Source organism: Pseudomonas sp. AS2.8 (genome assembly GCF_014190935.1).
Classification (GTDB): Bacteria; Pseudomonadota; Gammaproteobacteria; order Pseudomonadales; family Pseudomonadaceae; genus Chryseomonas.
Genome location: NZ_JACHVV010000002.1, coordinates 1,129,818 through 1,145,435 on the forward strand (window position 1 = coordinate 1,129,818; position 15,618 = coordinate 1,145,435).

14 protein-coding genes are annotated in these 15,618 nt (G+C 68.5%); 7 read left to right on the plus strand and 7 right to left on the minus strand.

Translation table 11 applies throughout. The features are described 5' to 3' along the window. Positions 1-38: 38 nt before the first annotated feature. The 3 genes from ugpB to FHR73_RS12130 all read right to left on the minus strand — a co-directional run bounded on the left by ugpB (position 39) and on the right by FHR73_RS12130 (position 3,796). Positions 39-1,355: a sn-glycerol-3-phosphate ABC transporter substrate-binding protein UgpB gene (ugpB, locus tag FHR73_RS12120; protein ID WP_183631398.1), complete on the minus strand. Its 1,317-nt coding sequence runs from the start codon at positions 1,353-1,355 to the stop codon at positions 39-41. A 216-nt stretch (positions 1,356-1,571) separates the two neighbouring features. Further along, complete coding sequence (locus FHR73_RS12125; protein WP_183631400.1) at positions 1,572-2,762, minus strand: MFS transporter; 1,191 nt, start codon at positions 2,760-2,762, stop codon at positions 1,572-1,574. Positions 2,763-2,935: 173 nt separating this feature from the next. After that, on the minus strand, positions 2,936-3,796 hold the full coding sequence (locus FHR73_RS12130; RefSeq protein WP_183631402.1) for a LysR family transcriptional regulator: 861 nt from the start codon (positions 3,794-3,796) through the stop codon (positions 2,936-2,938). Positions 3,797-3,893: 97 nt separating this feature from the next. Here FHR73_RS12130 and FHR73_RS12135 point away from each other — a divergent pair, with 97 nt between their 5' ends. Next, on the plus strand, positions 3,894-4,793 hold the full coding sequence (locus FHR73_RS12135) for a DMT family transporter (RefSeq protein WP_183631404.1): 900 nt from the start codon (positions 3,894-3,896) through the stop codon (positions 4,791-4,793). Between the two features lie 75 nt (positions 4,794-4,868). On the opposite strand, the gene FHR73_RS12140 is transcribed toward FHR73_RS12135, so the two are convergent. Then, positions 4,869-5,024, minus strand: coding sequence for a hypothetical protein (locus FHR73_RS12140; RefSeq protein WP_007162553.1), 156 nt, complete (start codon positions 5,022-5,024; stop codon positions 4,869-4,871). A gap of 170 nt (positions 5,025-5,194) precedes the next feature. Next, positions 5,195-6,208 (minus strand): GlxA family transcriptional regulator, encoded by a 1,014-nt coding sequence (locus FHR73_RS12145; protein ID WP_183631406.1) that lies wholly within the window; start codon positions 6,206-6,208, stop codon positions 5,195-5,197. Between the two features lie 248 nt (positions 6,209-6,456). Between FHR73_RS12145 and FHR73_RS12150 the strand changes: the two genes are divergently transcribed. The 4 genes from FHR73_RS12150 to FHR73_RS12165 all read left to right on the plus strand — a co-directional run bounded on the left by FHR73_RS12150 (position 6,457) and on the right by FHR73_RS12165 (position 10,677). Continuing rightward, a complete protein-coding gene (locus FHR73_RS12150; protein WP_183631408.1) occupies positions 6,457-7,911 on the plus strand; it encodes an amino acid permease in 1,455 nt (484 codons plus the stop codon). Between the two features lie 89 nt (positions 7,912-8,000). After that, positions 8,001-8,879: a GntR family transcriptional regulator gene (locus FHR73_RS12155; RefSeq protein WP_183631410.1), complete on the plus strand. Its 879-nt coding sequence runs from the start codon at positions 8,001-8,003 to the stop codon at positions 8,877-8,879. A gap of 221 nt (positions 8,880-9,100) precedes the next feature. Beyond that, positions 9,101-10,108, plus strand: coding sequence for a nucleoid-associated protein YejK (yejK, locus tag FHR73_RS12160; RefSeq protein WP_183631412.1), 1,008 nt, complete (start codon positions 9,101-9,103; stop codon positions 10,106-10,108). A gap of 131 nt (positions 10,109-10,239) precedes the next feature. Next, positions 10,240-10,677: a hypothetical protein gene (locus FHR73_RS12165; protein WP_183631414.1), complete on the plus strand. Its 438-nt coding sequence runs from the start codon at positions 10,240-10,242 to the stop codon at positions 10,675-10,677. 537 nt (positions 10,678-11,214) lie between these two features. On the opposite strand, the gene FHR73_RS12170 is transcribed toward FHR73_RS12165, so the two are convergent. Beyond that, positions 11,215-11,988, minus strand: a complete 774-nt coding sequence (locus tag FHR73_RS12170) for a hypothetical protein (protein ID WP_311629781.1) — start codon at positions 11,986-11,988, stop codon at positions 11,215-11,217. 256 nt (positions 11,989-12,244) lie between these two features. Next, positions 12,245-12,760: a dihydrofolate reductase gene (locus FHR73_RS12175; RefSeq protein WP_183631416.1), complete on the minus strand. Its 516-nt coding sequence runs from the start codon at positions 12,758-12,760 to the stop codon at positions 12,245-12,247. 81 nt (positions 12,761-12,841) lie between these two features. Between FHR73_RS12175 and FHR73_RS12180 the strand changes: the two genes are divergently transcribed. Then, positions 12,842-14,230 carry a DUF2868 domain-containing protein gene (locus FHR73_RS12180; protein WP_183631418.1) on the plus strand — a complete coding sequence of 463 codons (1,389 nt, stop codon included), beginning with the start codon at positions 12,842-12,844 and terminating at the stop codon, positions 14,228-14,230. Then, a complete protein-coding gene (locus tag FHR73_RS12185) occupies positions 14,227-15,603 on the plus strand; it encodes a GTPase/DUF3482 domain-containing protein (RefSeq protein ID WP_183631420.1) in 1,377 nt (458 codons plus the stop codon). Before FHR73_RS12180 ends, FHR73_RS12185 begins: the two co-directional genes overlap by 4 nt. The last annotated feature ends 15 nt before the right edge of the window (positions 15,604-15,618 follow it).

The following is a 15,618-nucleotide window of genomic DNA, read 5'->3' on the forward strand; positions in this document are numbered from 1 at the left end:
GCAGTCGTCGGCAGGCGCCGCCAGGGCGGACCCCGGGCTTACTGGGTGGATTTTTCGAAGCGACGCAACAGCACGTTGCCGCGCTGCACGGCGGCATCCAGCGCCTGCTGCGGGGCCTGCTTGCCGGTCCAGACGCTTTCCAGCTCTTCATCGATCACCGCACGGATCTGCGGCATGTTGCCCAGGCGCAGGCCCTTGGTGAAGGCCAGCGGCGGCTTGTTCAGCATCTGCCGGGTGGCGATGTCGGCCCCTGGGTTCTTGGTATAGAAGCCCTGCTCGCGGGTCAGGTCGTAGGCCGCCTTGGTGATTGGCAGGTAGCCGGTCAGCTGGTGCCATTCGGCGGCGATCGCCGGCTGCGCCAGGAAGGCGAGGAATTCGGCCACGCCACGCTTCACCGTCGCATCCTGGCCCTTGAACACCCAGAGGCTGGCGCCGCCGATGATGGCGTTCTGGGGGGCGCTCTTGAGATCGCCGTCGTAGGGCATCATGGCCACGCCGAAGTCGAACTTGGCGTAGTGGCGGATGTTGGCCAGCGAGCCGGACGAGGTGGTCAGCATGGCGCAGTCGCCGTTGTAGAACTTCTCCGTGGATTCGTCCTTGCGGCCGACGTAGGTGAAGTCACCGCGCTTGCCCATCTCCTGCAACAGGGCGATGTGCCTGACCTGCGGCGCCTGGTTGAATTCCAGCACGGCATCGCTGCCCAGGTAGCCGTTGTCCTGGCTGGCGAAGGGCAGGCCGTTCCAGGCGCTGAAGTTTTCCAGTTGCACCCAGCTCTGCCAGCCGCTGGTATAGCCGCACTTCAGGCCGGCGGCGCGCAACTTGGCGCTGTCCTCGGCCAGCTCCTTCCAGGTCTTGGGTGGCGCTTCCGGATCGAGGCCGGCCTGCTTGAAGGCCGCCTTGTTGTAGTAGAGCACCGGGGTGGAACTGTTGAACGGCATGGACAGCAGCTGACCGGTCTTGGCGTCGCTGTAGTAGCTGGCGACGGTGGGTACGAAGCCCGCTTCATCCAGCTTCACGCCCGCATCCTTGAACACCTGGTAGACCGGCTCGATGGCCCTGGACGCCATCATGGTCGCGGTGCCCACTTCGTAGACCTGCAGGATGGCCGGCGGCTTGCCGGTCCGGAAGGCCGCGATGCCGGCCGCCAGATTCTGCTCGTAGTTGCCCTTGTACACCGGCTGCACCTGGAATTCCGGATGCGCCTGGTTGAAGCGCTGGGCCAGGGAATCGACCTCCTTGCCAAGCTCCGCATCCATCGAATGCCAGAAGGGAATGGGCGTCGCCGCCCACACCGGGCCGCCACTCACCAGCCCGAGCACCAATCCCAACGTCAAACCGCGAAGCGAAGCCTGCATGTCTGTGCCGCCCTTATCGATAGCCTGAGGAGCGAAGGCGCGAAATCGCGCCTTGCTGTTCGAAAGGCAACATGCCAGGCAGAGATGACAGTCAGGCTACAGCGAAGGCGGCATACAACCCCCCCTGAAAGCTGCTTCGTAGAGCCGTTCAGCGACGAAATTCCTGGCGAGCGCGGCGGCAGTCCGGTAAGGCCAGGTCGCCACAGCTGCCAGGCGCTAGCAGCGACTCGCGGGCGGCGCCGCCAGGGTCAGCCGCCGCACCAGGCTGGGCACCAGGCTCAGCACGCCCAGCAGCGCCATCCCCAGGCCGACCCACAGGGGCGCGCGCAGGCCCTGGCCGGCATCGATGGCCGCGCCACCGGCCCAGGCACCCACCGCCAGGCCCGCGGTGATCACCGAGGTATGCAGGGTGTTGACCAGGGGCCCCGGGGTGGCGGCGGCCATGACCCGGGCGACCATGGCCGGGTTGAGCGCCACCCCGGTCAGGCCGATCAGCGCCAGCGCCAGCAGGCTGGCCGCGGCACTCTCGGCGCAGCTGACGAAGAGGGCGAAGCCCAGCGCCAGCACGACCAGCCCGATACCCTGCACCTTCAGGGTGTAGCGATCGGCCAGGCGACCCACCAGCAGATTGCCCAACACGTTGGCGAGGCCGTAACCCATCAGCAACCAGGGAATGGTGGTGGCCGCGAAACCCGTCACCTGGATCAGGATGGGCGAGAAATAGCTGAAGCCGGCGAAGGTCGCGCCGATGATCAGGCCGCTGGTGAGGTAGGCCGCCCAGAGCCTGGCGCTGACCAGGGTCCGCAGCTCGCCACCCAGTTGCCCGGCCGCGCGCGCCGGCGCCCGGGGCACGCACAGGCCGACCAGCAGGGTGCAGCAGGCCGCCAGCAGGGCGACCGCCCAGAAGCTGGCACGCCAGCCGGCCAGTTGCTCGATCAGCACCGTACCCGGCACCCCGAACACGGGCGCCAGCATGAGTCCGGACAGGATCAGCGAGGCCGCCCGGCCGCGGCGATCCGGCGTGACCAGGTTGGCGCCCAGGGTCAGACAGAGGCCGATGCTGGCGGAGCTGGCGATGCCCATGAGCACCCTCCCCGCCGCCATCACCGGATAGCTGGCCGCCAGCGCGGCGATCACGGCGCCCACCAGATAGAACGCCAGCAGCCACAGCAGCGCCGACTTCTCCGCCAGCCGCAGGGCCAGCAGCAACAGGGTCAGCGGCGGGCCGCCCAGAGCCATGCCCAGGGCATACCAGGAGATCAGATAGCCGATCTGGCCGATGGAGACGCCGAGATCGGCGGCCAGCGCCGGCATCATGCCGGCCACCATGAATTCGGCGGTGGTCAGCGCGAAGATGGTCAGGGCCAGCAGATAGATGAGACGGGGGATGGCGGGTGGGGCAGTCATGACGGCGGAATATTCCAGAACAGCGGACAGGAGCAACGGTAGCGGCCGGACGTGCGTATCGATCCGGCGCGTCTCGAAGGGCGGGACTGAGCTTGATGGGCATCAGGAGTCGAGCGGCAAGCCGGGCACCTTAGTGGCTGCGCGGCCGACCGGTCAAACCTCGCGCCGCCTGGCTAGAGGCGGAAATCCTCGGCGATCAGGCCGGCCAGCGAGGCGCAGGCGGGGCTGCGCTCGCCCGGTGGCGAGGCCAGCCGCAACTCGTGCACCGGCAGTTGCGCAAAGCCCTCTTCCGGCGTCAGTTCGCGCATCGGCGGGGTCATGCGCGTCCGGTCGGTGATGGCCACCGCCTGGCCCAGTTCGACCGCCGCCTCCAGCGCCGAAGAGGCGGCGCTGGTCACCACCGCATGCCAGCGCCGGCCCTGGCGGATGAGCAGGTCGATGCCCAGTTCGCGATAGCTGCAGCCCTCGCCGTGCAGCGCCAGGGGCACGCTGGCGTCCGCGCTCAGTTGCAGCCCGGGACCGGCGACCCACACCGGCTGGGTATGGCCGAACCGCTGGCCGTCCGCCCGGTCGGTGCGGGGCGGCCCCACCAGCAGCGCCAGGTCCAGCAGGCCCTGGCCGAGCCAGCGCCGGAGTTGGCTGCTGTTCCCGGTCATGACCTCCAGGACGATCCCGGGATGCTCGCCCTGCAAGCGCGGCAGCACGGCCTTGAGCAGGCGCGCGGCATAGTCCTCGGCCACGCCCAGGCGCACCTCGCCCACCACCGGCTGGCCGGTGAGACCGGCGAGGATGCGGTCGTGAGCCTGCAGCAGGTCGGCGGTCTCCAACAGCACGCGGCGCCCGAGCGGCGTCAGGGTCACGGCCTGGTTGTCGCGCTCGAACAGCCGGCCACCGGTCTGCTCTTCCAGTCGGCGGATCTGGCTGCTCACCGCCGAGGGACTGCGATTGAGCTGCAGCGAGGCGGCGCGAAACTGCCCCAGCCGCACGATGGTGTGGAAGGTACGCAGGACATCGATATCGAGAGGTGCGGGCATGATGCGTTTTTATCGAACCATAGCTACCGATAATGTCGTTTGAGTGTATTACCACCCTGGGCCAGGCTCAAGGCATTCCGTCATCTGGAGTCTGGCCATGCCTGCCATCCTGTTTTCCCCGCTGCTGCGCCAACTTGCCTTGGTGCTGTGCTGGAGCGCCGGTTTCGTCGGTTATCGCTACGCCGCGGACCAGGCCCCTACCCTGCTGGTGACCTTTTGGCGCCTGCTGCTGGCCGCCCTGCTGCTGCTGCCTTTCGCCTGGGCCGAGGTGCGGCGATTGCCGCTGAAGATCGTCGGCCAGCAGGCGGGCATTGGCGTGCTGGCCTTTGCCGGCGCGGTAGGACCGGCGGCCAAGGCCATCGAACTGGGCGTCTCACCCGGGCTGGCGGCGCTGCTGTCGGATCTGTCGCCGCTGCTGGTGGCGCTGGGCTGCTGCCTGCTGCCGGGCCAGCGCACCAACGGACGCCAGTGGCTCGGCCTGGGCCTGGGCCTGACGGGCGTCCTGCTGGCCACCGGCGCGGGATTGGGCCTGGGCGTGGCTCCCGGCTGGGCCTACGTCCTGCCCCTGGGCAGCGCCCTGGCCCTGGCCCTGGCGACCCTGGTGCAGAGTCGCCTGCCGCCGAGTCGACTGGCGCTGCGGACCCAGCTGTTCATCCAGCTCGCGGCCAGCAGTCTGGTGATGCTGGGGGTAGCCGGGGTGGAAGGTCCTCTGACCCCACCGCTGACCCTCGGCTTCGCCCTGGCGGTGCTCTGGCTGCTGATCCCGACCCTGCTCGGCTTCGGCCTCTACTGGCTGTGCCTGCGTCAGGGCAGTCCCCAGGCGGTAAGTGGCGCGCTCTACCTGAGTCCGCCGGTGGCGCTGCTCTGGGCCTGGGCCTGTTTCGACGAACCCCTGGCGCCGGGCATGCTGCTCGGCCTGCTGTTCGCCCTGGCGGGATTGCTGTGCCTGAATGCGGCGGAGCGGACCCGGCAACCGGAGCCGGCGCTGGGCGGGTGACTCTCTGGGGAGGGTGCGATGCCGACGGCCGTCAGCATCGGCGAAGGCCTCGCGCGTGGCGAGGCCGGCAGGCGGTCAGGCCTTGTCGTCGGCCTGCTCGTCGTGGTCCTTGAGCGCAGGTTTCTTGCCCGGTTGCGGCGCGTGCTCGGCATCGGGTGCGATGTCCTCGCCCTGATGCTTCTTTTCCTGCTGCACTTTCTTGTCGTGGGCGACGTTACGTGGGTCAGTCATGGGACATCCTCGCTCGGTAGATCATCGGGGTACCCGTCGCCGCGTCACGCACGCCGTGTCGCGGCGGGATAAGGCTTCGAGCGAGCCGGCGTGCAGCCGTTCCGGTGCGCCGACGAAACGCTCTGGGGCGCGCCCTCTGCCCCTTCACCCCGAGCGCAATAGCCGGCGGCTCAATACTTCAATCGCCGCTCCTTGGACGGTGGATAGCCAAAGTAGGCCGAGTATCTCTTGCTGAAGTGGGTGACCGAGGTGAAGCCGCAGGCCACCGCCACCTCCAGCACCGACAGGGTGGAATGCTGCAGCAGGCGGCGCCCCTCGGTGATGCGCAACTCGAGGTAATAGCGCATGGGCGCGGTGTCGAGCTGCTCGCGAAACAGCCGCTCGACCTGGCGCCGCGAGCGGCCGGCGTAGTCGCACAGCTGCTCGATGGTCAGGGGCTCCTCGATGTTGGCCTCCATCAGGGTCACCACCTCGCGCAGCGGCGGGGTCATCTGCACCTTGAGCGTCGGATTGACCTGGCGAAAGCGCGATTCCTCGAAAGCCAGGATGTTGACCAGGCCATCGGCCAGGGCGCTGCCGCACTGGGCACCGATCCATTCGAGAAAGAGGTGGAAGGCGCCGCTGGGACTGGCCGCGGTGAGCCGATCGCGATCCAGCACATGACTTTCCGCCGAGGTCTTGCAACCGCGCACCCGTTCGCTGAAGGCGCTGCGCTGCTCGGGATGGATGGCGCAGCGATAGCCGTCCAGCATCCCGGCCTGGCCCAGTTGCCAGGCGCCGTTCCACAGGCCGCAGAGGGTCACCTGCTGCTTGGCCGCGCGCAGCAGTAGCGCCTTGAGCCGCGGATCCAGCTCCAGCGGCGTCCGCAGGCCGCCACAGACCACCAGCAGGTCGAAGCGGGCCTGCTCCGCGGCGCGGTAGTCGCCATCCGGGCGGATGACGATGCCGAGGTCGCTGAGCACCTCGGCGCCGGTCGGGCTGTAGGTCCGGGTGGCGAAGGTCCCGGCGGCCAGCAGATTGGCGGTGACCAGGGTATCCAGCGCCTGGGTGAAGGACGGCAGGGAAAAGTGATCGAGCAGGATGAAGCCGACCAGCCGGGAAAACTCCGGCCGCGGTCGCGTCGACTGCAACTGCAGGTAGTTCTTGCCCTGGATACCGCTGCCAAAGGTTCTTGAATCGATCACGCTGCGTTGCCTTCTCCGACCTTGGGCTCATGCTAGCCGAAGCGCGGCCCGCCAATGATCGGACTGCGACAGTCGCGCACCGACGACCGCCATCCCACCTGGCGCCCTTAGCCTGCTAAGCTTCGCCGCTTTTTTGCCGCTGCCCGCGCAGGTGGCGGCAGGCGGTGCGTACATCGCCCTGCGCCCCATGACCGCGAATGGCCGCCAGAGCCAACGTCCGGCCCCTTCAACTGCCAGCTGGAAACCCCATGTCCACCGCCTCTCCGAGTCTGCAGCGTCGGCTCAAGCCCCGTCACCTCAACATGATCGCCATCGGCGGCTCCATCGGCACCGGGCTGTTCGTCGCCTCCGGCGCCACCGTGGCCACCGCCGGCCCGGGCGGTGCCCTGGCGGCCTATGCGCTGATCGGCCTGATGGTCTATTTCCTCATGACCAGCCTCGGCGAGATGGCCGCCTACCAGCCGGTGTCGGGTTCCTTCTCCATCTATGGCAGTCGCTTCGTCGAAGACGGCTTCGGCTTCGCCCTCGGCTGGAACTACTGGTACAACTGGGCGGTGACCATCGCCGCCGAACTGGTGGCGGCGCAGCTGGTGATGGGCTTCTGGTTTCCCGAGGTGCCGGGGCTGCTCTGGAGCGCGCTGTTCCTTGGCCTGATGTTCCTGCTCAATGCGGTGTCGGTGCGCGGCTTCGGCGAGAGCGAATTCTGGTTCGCGCTGATCAAGGTAACCACCGTGGTGGTCTTCATCGGCCTGGGCCTGGCCGCCATCCTCGGCATCTTCAGCGGCATCGAGCCGCCGGGGCTTTCCGTCTTCACCCAGGGCGAGGCGCCCTTCGTCGGCGGCCTGCAGGCCATGGTCGGGGTGGCCATGATCGCCGGCTTCTCCTTCCAGGGCACCGAGCTGATCGGCATCGCCGCCGGCGAATCGGAAAATCCGCGCAAGAACGTGCCCATCGCCATCCGCCAGGTGTTCTGGCGCATCCTGATGTTCTATGTGCTGGCGATCTTCGTCATCGGCATGCTGATCCCCTACACCGATCCGCGCCTCCTGCAGAACGACGCCACCGACGTCTCCGTCTCGCCGTTCACGCTCCTGTTCGAGCGCGCCGGCCTGGCCTTCGCCGCCAGCCTGATGAACGCGGTGATCCTCTCGGCGGTGCTCTCCGCCGGCACCTCGGGCATGTATGCCTCGACGCGGATGCTGCACAGCCTGGCCGAACAGGGCAAGGCGCCGCGCCTGTTCGCCCGCGTCTCGCGCAATGGCGTGCCGCGCAACGCGCTGCTCGCCACCACCGCCGTGGGCGCCCTGTGCTTCTTCACCTCCCTGGTGGGCGACAAGGCGCTCTATGGCTGGCTGCTCAACACCTCGGGCATGTGCGGCTTCATCGCCTGGCTGGGCATCGCCGTGTCCCACTATCGCTTCCGCCAGGGCTACCTGGCCCAGGGTCGCCGCCTGGAAGACCTGCCCTATCGCGCCAAGCTGTTTCCCTTCGGACCGCTGCTGGCCTTCGCCCTCTGCCTGGTGATCACCCTGGGGCAGAACTATGCCGCCCTGTTCGGTCCCAAGGGCATCGACTGGCTGGGCCTGGCCGCCACCTACATCAGCCTGCCGCTGTTTCTCGCCGTCTGGCTGGGTTATCGCTTCAAGCACGGCAGCCGGCTGGTGAAGCTCAAGGACATGGACGTCAGCCCGAGCGGCGACTGAACGACCAGCCGCAACCCGCCGCGCCGACTGCGCCCGGCGGGTCCCGTGCTAGCATCCCGGACCTTTCCGGTCGACTCGCCAGCGCTGCCATGGGCAACACCCTCGCCTCCCAACTGATTCCCGACATCCTCACCTACATCGCCTCGCACCAGCTGGCGGTGGGCACCCGGCTGCCCGAGCGCACCCTGGCCGAACGGCTGCGGGTGTCGCGCTCGCCGGTGCGCAGCGCCCTGCAGCAGATGGCCGACCAGGGCCTGCTGGCGCGACATCCCGAGGGCGGCTTCGCCGTGGCCGCCGCGGCCCTGGACGCCACGCCCCAGGCGCGCGAAGAGGTGTCCGCCAGCGAACGCCTGTACCTGACCATCGCCCGTGACCGCATCGAAGGCGAGTTGCCGCTCAAGGTCACGGAAAACGAGCTGATCCGCCGCTACCAGGTCACCCGCGGGCAACTGGCCGACATCTTGAGGCGCATCGTCCAGGAAGGCTGGGCCGAGCGCCTGCCGGGCTACGGCTGGAGTTTCGTCGAAGGCCTCACCTCGCCCGACGCCTATGCCCAGAGCTATCGCTTTCGCCTGCTGCTGGAACCGGCCGGCATCCGCGAGGCCGGCTTCACCCTGGATGCCGGCGAATTGCGCCGCTGCCGCGACGAGCAGGCGCTGCTGGCTGCGGGCCGGGTGTTCGAAGCCTCGCCGGCGGAGATCTTCGACGCCAACACCCGCCTGCACGAGACCATCGCCCGCTGCTCGGGCAATGCCTTCATCCTCGATGCGCTGCGCCGGCTCAATCGCCTGCGCCGCTTGATCGAATACCAGAAGTCGGTGGATCGCGAGCAGGCCCAGCGCCGCTGCCAGGAGCACCTGGAGCTGATCGATCTGCTGCTGGAGGATCGCCGTGAAGACGCCGCGGCCTTCATGACCCGGCACCTGGGCAACGCGCTGCAGGAAAAGCAGGCCACGGCCGCGCGCTGAGCCTGCGGCGCCAAGGGCCTGCCTGCGAGGGCGCGGGAGCGTTAGACTTGCCGACTTTCCCAGAGCCTATCCAACGTCTACTGCGCGTCGGCCAAACGGCGTTGAAAATGGCTTCGGAATGCTCATTTACTACCTGTAAACTCCGCTTCCTCAGCCATTTTCGCCTTGTTTGTCTCTAGCTCGTGAGACGTTGAACAGGCTCTCAGCTAACCGAGTCCGCCATGCCGATCCGTCACGCCATCGTCCATCTGATCGACAAGAAGCCCGACGGCCAGCCCGCGACCCTGCACGCGCGGGACGCCACACTTACCGACTCCCAGGCCATCGAGAATCTGCTGGCCGATCTCAACGACAGCTACAACGCCAAGCCGAACAAGGCCTGGGGCCTGTTCCACGAGGAATCCGGCGCCTATCCCTTCAGCGGCTGGCTCCATGCCTACCTGGAAGGCGAACAGGATTTCGTCGCCTTCAGTCGCCAGGCCGTGGAACACCTCAAGGGGCTGATGGAGAGCAGCAACCTCTCCACCGGCGGCCATGTGCTGTTCGCCCAGTACCAGCAGGGCATGACCGACTACCTGAGCATCGCCCTGCTGCACCACAGCGAGGGGGTGACCGTCACCGAGAAGCTGGAGGTGGCCCCGGCCAAGCACCTGGACCTGGGCCAGCTGCACCTGGCGGCGCGGATCAACCTCTCGGAGTGGCGCAACAACAAGCAGTCGCGCCAGTACATCTCCTTTATCCGCGGCAAGGGCGGCAAGAAGGTCTCGGACTACTTCCGCGACTTCATCGGCTGCCAGGAAGGCGTCGATGCCAAGGGCGAGACCCGTACCCTGCTCAAGGCCTTCAGCGACTATGTGGAGAGCGAGGACCTGCCGGAAGAGGCCGCCAAGGAAAAGACCGACACCCTGGTGGACTACGCCAGCAGCCAGGCCAAGCGCGGCGAGCCCATGGCCCTGGACGCCCTCTCCGAGTTGATGGACGACGAGGCACCGCGCGCCTTCTACGACTACATCCGCAACAAGGATTACGGTCTGGCGCCGGAGATCCCGGCGGACAAGCGCACCCTCAACCAATTCCGCCGCTTCACCGGTCGTGCCGAGGGGCTGTCGATCAGCTTCGAGGCGCACCTGCTGGGCTCGCGCATCGAATACGACGAAGGCCAGGATCTGCTGATCATTCGCGAGGTGCCGACCCAGCTGAAAGACCAGCTGAAGCGGCGCAAGGACTAGGACCGCCGGGCCGCTGGACACCCGGGGTTGCAAACGAAGTCACCGATCGGGCGCCCCCGGCTGGACAGCGGCCGGCCAAAGGGGGCACAAGATGTCCCCTCTTTTCCTTATCTGCCGAAAAAGTCGAAACCATGAGCCAGTACCCCTTCGAACGCCGCATCGTCATCACCCTGCAATCGAACAACGAGCTGACACTCGACGCCGCCCTCGACCAGGCCGTGTCGCGCATCAAGCAGGGCGAGATCCACGGTGGTGACGAAGGCCTGGCCACCGCCTACAGCTTCCATGTGGACACCGTCGCCGAAGGCCCCTCCGGTCCGGTGGACCTGGGCGAATACCTGGGTCGTCCGGCGACCAAGGCCGAGCAGAGCGTGGTGGACAGTGGCGTCATCCCGCGCTTCCGCCTGGGGCAGGAGGTGGCCGTGCAACTGGGCAATGGTGCGATCAAGCCCAGCAGCATCCAGGAAGTGCGCCTCTTCCCCCAGGTCGAAGGCCCCTGCTGGCTGTACCTGGTGGAAGAGCGTGTCCACCGCGACTACCTGCCGGCCAAGAAGCTGCGGGCGATCTGAAGACATCTTGGCGTTGGGCTTCGCTGCGCTCAACCCAACCTACCGGCCCGCGTAGGTTGGGTTGAGACGGCTCCAGCGTCGAAGCCCAACAGCCCCACGCACGGCCCGACAATGTTGAGCTTCGCTGCGCTCAACCCAACCTACCGGCCCGCGTAGGTTGGGCTGAGACAGCTCCATCGTCGAAGCCCAACAGCCCCGCGCACGGCCTGACACCGTTGGGCTTCGCTGCGCTCAACCTACCAGCCGCGTAGGTTGGGTTGAGACGGCTCCATCGTCGAAGCCCAACAGCCCCACGCACGGCCCGACACCGTTGGGCTTCGCTGCGCTCAACCCAACCTACCAGCCGCGTAGGTTGGGTTGAGACGGCTCCAGCGTCGAAGCCCAACAGCCCCGCGCACGGCCCGACACTGTTGGGCTTCGCTGCGCTCAACCCAACCTACCGGCCCGCGTAGGTTGGGTTGAGACGGCTCCAGCGTCGAAGCCCAACAGCCCCGCACACTGCCTGACACCGTTGGGCTTCGCTGCGCTCAACCCAACCTACCAACCGGCGTAGGCAGCGATCTGGCGATAGAGCGACAGCGCCGGCGCCGTCGTCGTGCCGGTCATCTGGGTAAGGATGCTGCCATCCAGCGCGGTGCTCGCGCCGGCGTTCTGCCCGTCCGCCGGTTGCGTCGTCCATTGGGGCGTGCCATCCGCCCCGCTGGTGACGGCAAAGGTCGGCGCCGACAGCGCGGCCGTTTCCTGAGCCGCCGCCGTCGCCACCCCGCCAGCGCTCAGGCCATCGATGAGCTGGATGTTCAACTGACCCGATTGCCAGTCTGGCGCGCCCGGATTCAGGGTCCTGAGGATGCCGGCATCTTCGGTGGCGGCAGGCGCCCAGTTCCAGGACGCGGCACCGTGGTCCTGCGAAGAAAGATCGGCATAGGCGAGGTTGGCGCCATCGGTGCCACGCTGCGCCCCTTCGAAATAGGCCAGCTGACGTTCGGCCGGGGTGAAGGTACCGGAGTCGTCACCCGCGATCCGGGTCAGGCTGTCACTGTCCAGATTGGCGAAGGGATCCTGGGTGGAGGCATCGGCGAAGCGGCTGTCGGCCCCGTAATAGCCCACCAGCAGATGATTGGCCGCCTGCTTGGCCAGTTGCACGCGGTCGGCACTGGCGCCCTGGGGCAGTTCACCGAGCACGGCGGCGTCGGTGCCCTGGCTGCGGATCTGCTGCTGGAGGATCTGCATGAAGCCGTCGAGATCGGCATTGCCACTCGACTGCCCCGGCAGCAGACCGGCGATCAACTGGGCGGCAGGAGACAGGTCCACGGCGACGGCGCTGCCACTGGACGCAGCGTCAGCCTGACCGCTGTCGGCCGTGGGTATGGTCTGGTTGCCGGTCGTGCCTGGACTGGCAGGTCGAGTGCCTGCCGTCGTTGTCTGCATCTGGCTGTCGATCGCCATCACGTCTGCACCCTCCGGCCGCCCAAGCGGCTCGCCTCAGCCTCCCTTATGCCAGGGCAGCCTTAGGCTTTGCTTAGCGCCGGAGGAAATCGGCAAAAGAACGCAGGTGTCGCGACCGATCCTAGGCCCGGCGCTCCCAGACCTCGCAGGCATAGGCAGGACGGTCTTCTTCGGCGGCGTGCTCCTGCCGCGAGACGAGCGCCCACTCGGCCTCGTTCCAGGCGGGAAAGAACACATCCCCGGCCGGCGCCAGGGCGACGCGGGTCAGGTAGAGCCGCTGGGCCACCGGCAGGGCCTCGGCGAACAGCTGGGCGCCGCCGATCAGCATGATCTCACTGGCCTCGCGCTCCCGCGCCCAGGCTTCGGCGCGCTCCACGGCAGCGGCCAGCGAAGCCCGTACCTCGGCACCTTCGGCCACCAGATCAGTCTGACGGGAGACCACCAGATTCAGCCGGCCCGGCAGCGGGCGGCCCAGGGAGTCCCAGGTCTTGCGACCCATGACCAGCGGCTTGCCGAGGGTCACGGCCTTGAAATATTTGAGTTCCGCCGGCAGGTGCCAGGGGAGACGATTGTCGATGCCGATGACGCCGTTGTCGGCCACGGCGACGATCAGGCTCAGGGGAAGAGAGGTTTTCATGGTGACAGAGCATAACAGAGGCGTTAACAGCCAGGGCGCCAGGGACTATGCTCGGCGTTTTTGCCGCAAGGGCGCCGACGCGTGACCGCACTCCCCTCTCCCGCCTTCGAGGATCTCTGGCTCACCGAAGCCCTGCGCCTGACCGAAGAAGACAGCGGCCCGCTGGAAGACGCCGAGGCCAATCGCCAGGCGCGTGCGGCCGGTGGCCCCTTCGAATCGCGGCTGGTGACGCGCGCCCGCCTGCTCGGCCAGCGCGACGGTCTGCTGGCGGCACGGCGCCGCTGGCGCCAGGGCGCGCTGCTGGCCGCCTGGCTGTTGGGCGTCGTCGCGCTGTTCTGCGGCGCGGGGCTGGCCGCCGGAGCCCTGGGGGACGGCAGTCGCCCGGTCAATGTGTTCTGGGCGCTGGGCAGTCTGCTCGGTCTCAACCTGCTCAGCCTGCTGGTCTGGACCCTTGGCCTGCTGGGCGGCGGCCGCCAGTTGGCCTCGCCACTGGCGCGCCTCTGGCTGTGGCTCTCCGGTCGCCTGGCGCGCGATGCCCGGGCCCTGCACCTGGGTCCGGCGCTGGTCGGGCTGCTCGGCCGCGCCCGCCTGCTGCCCTGGGCGCTGGGGGGGCTGGTGCACGGTCTCTGGCTGCTGATCCTCGGCAGCGCCCTGGCGACCCTGCTGGCGCTGCTTTCCGGGCGCAGCTACCTGTTCGTCTGGGAGACCACCCTGCTCGGCAGCGACACCTTCGTGCTGCTCACCCAGGTGCTTGGCGCCCTACCCCAGCTGCTGGGCTTTCCGCTGCCCGATCCGGCCAGTATCGCCGCCAGTGGCGATGCCGCCAGCCCGCTGGCCACGGCACGTCAGGCCTGGGCCGGCTGGCTGCTGGGCGTGGTGCTGGTCTATGGCCTGCTGCCCCGGCTGCTGCTGACCCTGCTCTGCCTGTGGCGCTGGCGACGCGGTCGCCAACGGCTGCGGCTGGACGTCGAGCGCCCCGGCTATCTGCAACTGCGCGAACGCCTGCTGCCCACCAGCGAACGCCTGGGCGTGAACGACGCCGCCCCCGCGCACCTGCCCCAGCAGGACGCCGGCGGCCTGGCGCGCACCGGTGACGAGGCGCTGCTGGTGGGCATCGAACTCACCGACCATACCTGGCCGCCGCCGCTGCCCGAGGGTGTGCGTGACGCCGGCATCCTGGACGATGGCCAGGGCCGGCGCCATCTGCTCGAACAGCTGACCCGCTATCCGGCGCGCCGCCTGCTGATCGCCTGCGATCCGCGCCGTTCGCCGGATCGCGGTACCCTGACCTTGCTGGCAGAATTGTCGCGCTGTGCCACGGCGACCCGCGTCTGGCTATTGCCCGCACCCCTGGGCAGTAAGCTCGATCCGGTCCGCCTGGACAACTGGCGGCAGGCGCTGGACGCCCTGCGTCTGGCACACTGCGCCGGCGATCTCGAAGAATTGGCCTGGCTGGAGACGAATCCATGAGCGGCCCCCTGCGCCTGGCGCTGGTCGGTCACACCAATGTCGGCAAGACGTCACTGCTGCGCACCCTGACCCGCGACGTCGACTTCGGCGAGGTCTCCCATCGTCCCAGCACCACCCGCCATGTCGAGGGAGCCCGGCTGTCGGTGGACGGCGAGGCGCTGCTGGAGCTCTACGACACCCCCGGGCTGGAAGACGCCATCGCCCTGCGCGACTACCTGGAGCAACTGGAGCGCCCCGGCGAGCGCCTGGATGCCGCCACCCTGCTCGACCGCTTTCTCGACAGCGTGGAAGCCCGCCAGCGTTTCGAGCAGGAAGCCAAGGTGATCCGCCAACTGCGCGCCTCCGATGCCGGGCTCTATGTGATCGACGCCCGCGAGCCGGTGCTGGCCAAGTACCGCGACGAGCTGGCGGTGCTGGCCGGTTGCGGGCGGCCGCTGGTGCCGGTGCTCAATTTCGTCGCCGCCGACGGTCACCGTGCCGACGACTGGCGCGCCACCCTGGCCCGTCTTGGCCTGCACGCCCTGGTGCGCTTCGACAGCGTCGCCCCGCCGGCGGATGGCGAGGCGCGTCTCTATGAAAGCCTGGCGACCCTGCTGGAAAGCGGCCGTCCGGCGCTGCAACGGCTGATCGCCGACCATGCCGAGCAGGCGCGCCGGCGCCATCAGCAAGGCGTGCGGCTGATCGCCGAATTGCTGGTGGACGCCGCCGCCGCCCGACGCAGCGTGGCGCCAGGCGAAGCCGAGGTCAGCACCGCGACCGCCGAGTTGCGCGACGCCCTGCGCACTCGCGAACAGCGCTGCGTGGAAGAACTCTTGCGACTGTTCGGCTTTCGCCCGGGCGATGCCCATGCCAGCGATCTGCCGCTGCTGGATGGTCGCTGGGGCGATGATCTGTTCAATCCGGAAACCCTGCGCCTGCTGGGCATCCGCCTGGGCGGCGGGGTGGCGGCCGGGGCCGCGGCCGGGGTCGGCCTCGACCTGCTCGCCGGCGGCCTGACCCTGGGCGCCGCCACGGTGCTGGGCGCCCTGGCGGGTGGCCTGGCGCAGACCGGTGGCCACTATGGCCGGCGGCTGTTCGGCAAGCTGCGCGGCGGACGGGAACTGTCCATCGACGATGCCGTGCTGCGGCTGCTGGCCTTGCGGCAGCGGCAACTGCTGGCGGCCCTGGAGACCCGCGGCCATGCCGCCCAGGGCGCCATCGAGGTGGCCGCCCCCGACGAGCAGCGCTGGCGCGAGGGCAAGCTGCCCGCCGCCGTGCAGGTGGCCCGGGCCCACCCGGAATGGTCGGCGCTCAATCCACGCCCGCGCCTGCAGGCCGAGGATCGCCAGAGCCGGATCGACGAGATCGCCGCCGCCCTGGACGCCGAGGCCTAGAACCTGTTCAAAGTC

Bases quoted from the DNA above. Each gene is read 5' to 3' on its own strand.
- ugpB (WP_183631398.1), bottom strand. From the start codon at position 1,355: ATGCAGGCTTCGCTTCGCGGTTTGACGTTGGGATTGGTGCTCGGGCTG.
- FHR73_RS12125 (WP_183631400.1), bottom strand. From the start codon at position 2,762: ATGACTGCCCCACCCGCCATCCCCCGTCTCATCTATCTGCTGGCCCTG.
- FHR73_RS12130 (WP_183631402.1), bottom strand. From the start codon at position 3,796: ATGCCCGCACCTCTCGATATCGATGTCCTGCGTACCTTCCACACCATC.
- FHR73_RS12135 (WP_183631404.1), top strand. From the start codon at position 3,894: ATGCCTGCCATCCTGTTTTCCCCGCTGCTGCGCCAACTTGCCTTGGTG.
- FHR73_RS12140 (WP_007162553.1), bottom strand. From the start codon at position 5,024: ATGACTGACCCACGTAACGTCGCCCACGACAAGAAAGTGCAGCAGGAA.
- FHR73_RS12150 (WP_183631408.1), top strand. From the start codon at position 6,457: ATGTCCACCGCCTCTCCGAGTCTGCAGCGTCGGCTCAAGCCCCGTCAC.
- FHR73_RS12155 (WP_183631410.1), top strand. From the start codon at position 8,001: ATGGGCAACACCCTCGCCTCCCAACTGATTCCCGACATCCTCACCTAC.
- yejK (WP_183631412.1), top strand. From the start codon at position 9,101: ATGCCGATCCGTCACGCCATCGTCCATCTGATCGACAAGAAGCCCGAC.
- FHR73_RS12165 (WP_183631414.1), top strand. From the start codon at position 10,240: ATGAGCCAGTACCCCTTCGAACGCCGCATCGTCATCACCCTGCAATCG.
- FHR73_RS12175 (WP_183631416.1), bottom strand. From the start codon at position 12,760: ATGAAAACCTCTCTTCCCCTGAGCCTGATCGTCGCCGTGGCCGACAAC.
- FHR73_RS12185 (WP_183631420.1), top strand. From the start codon at position 14,227: ATGAGCGGCCCCCTGCGCCTGGCGCTGGTCGGTCACACCAATGTCGGC.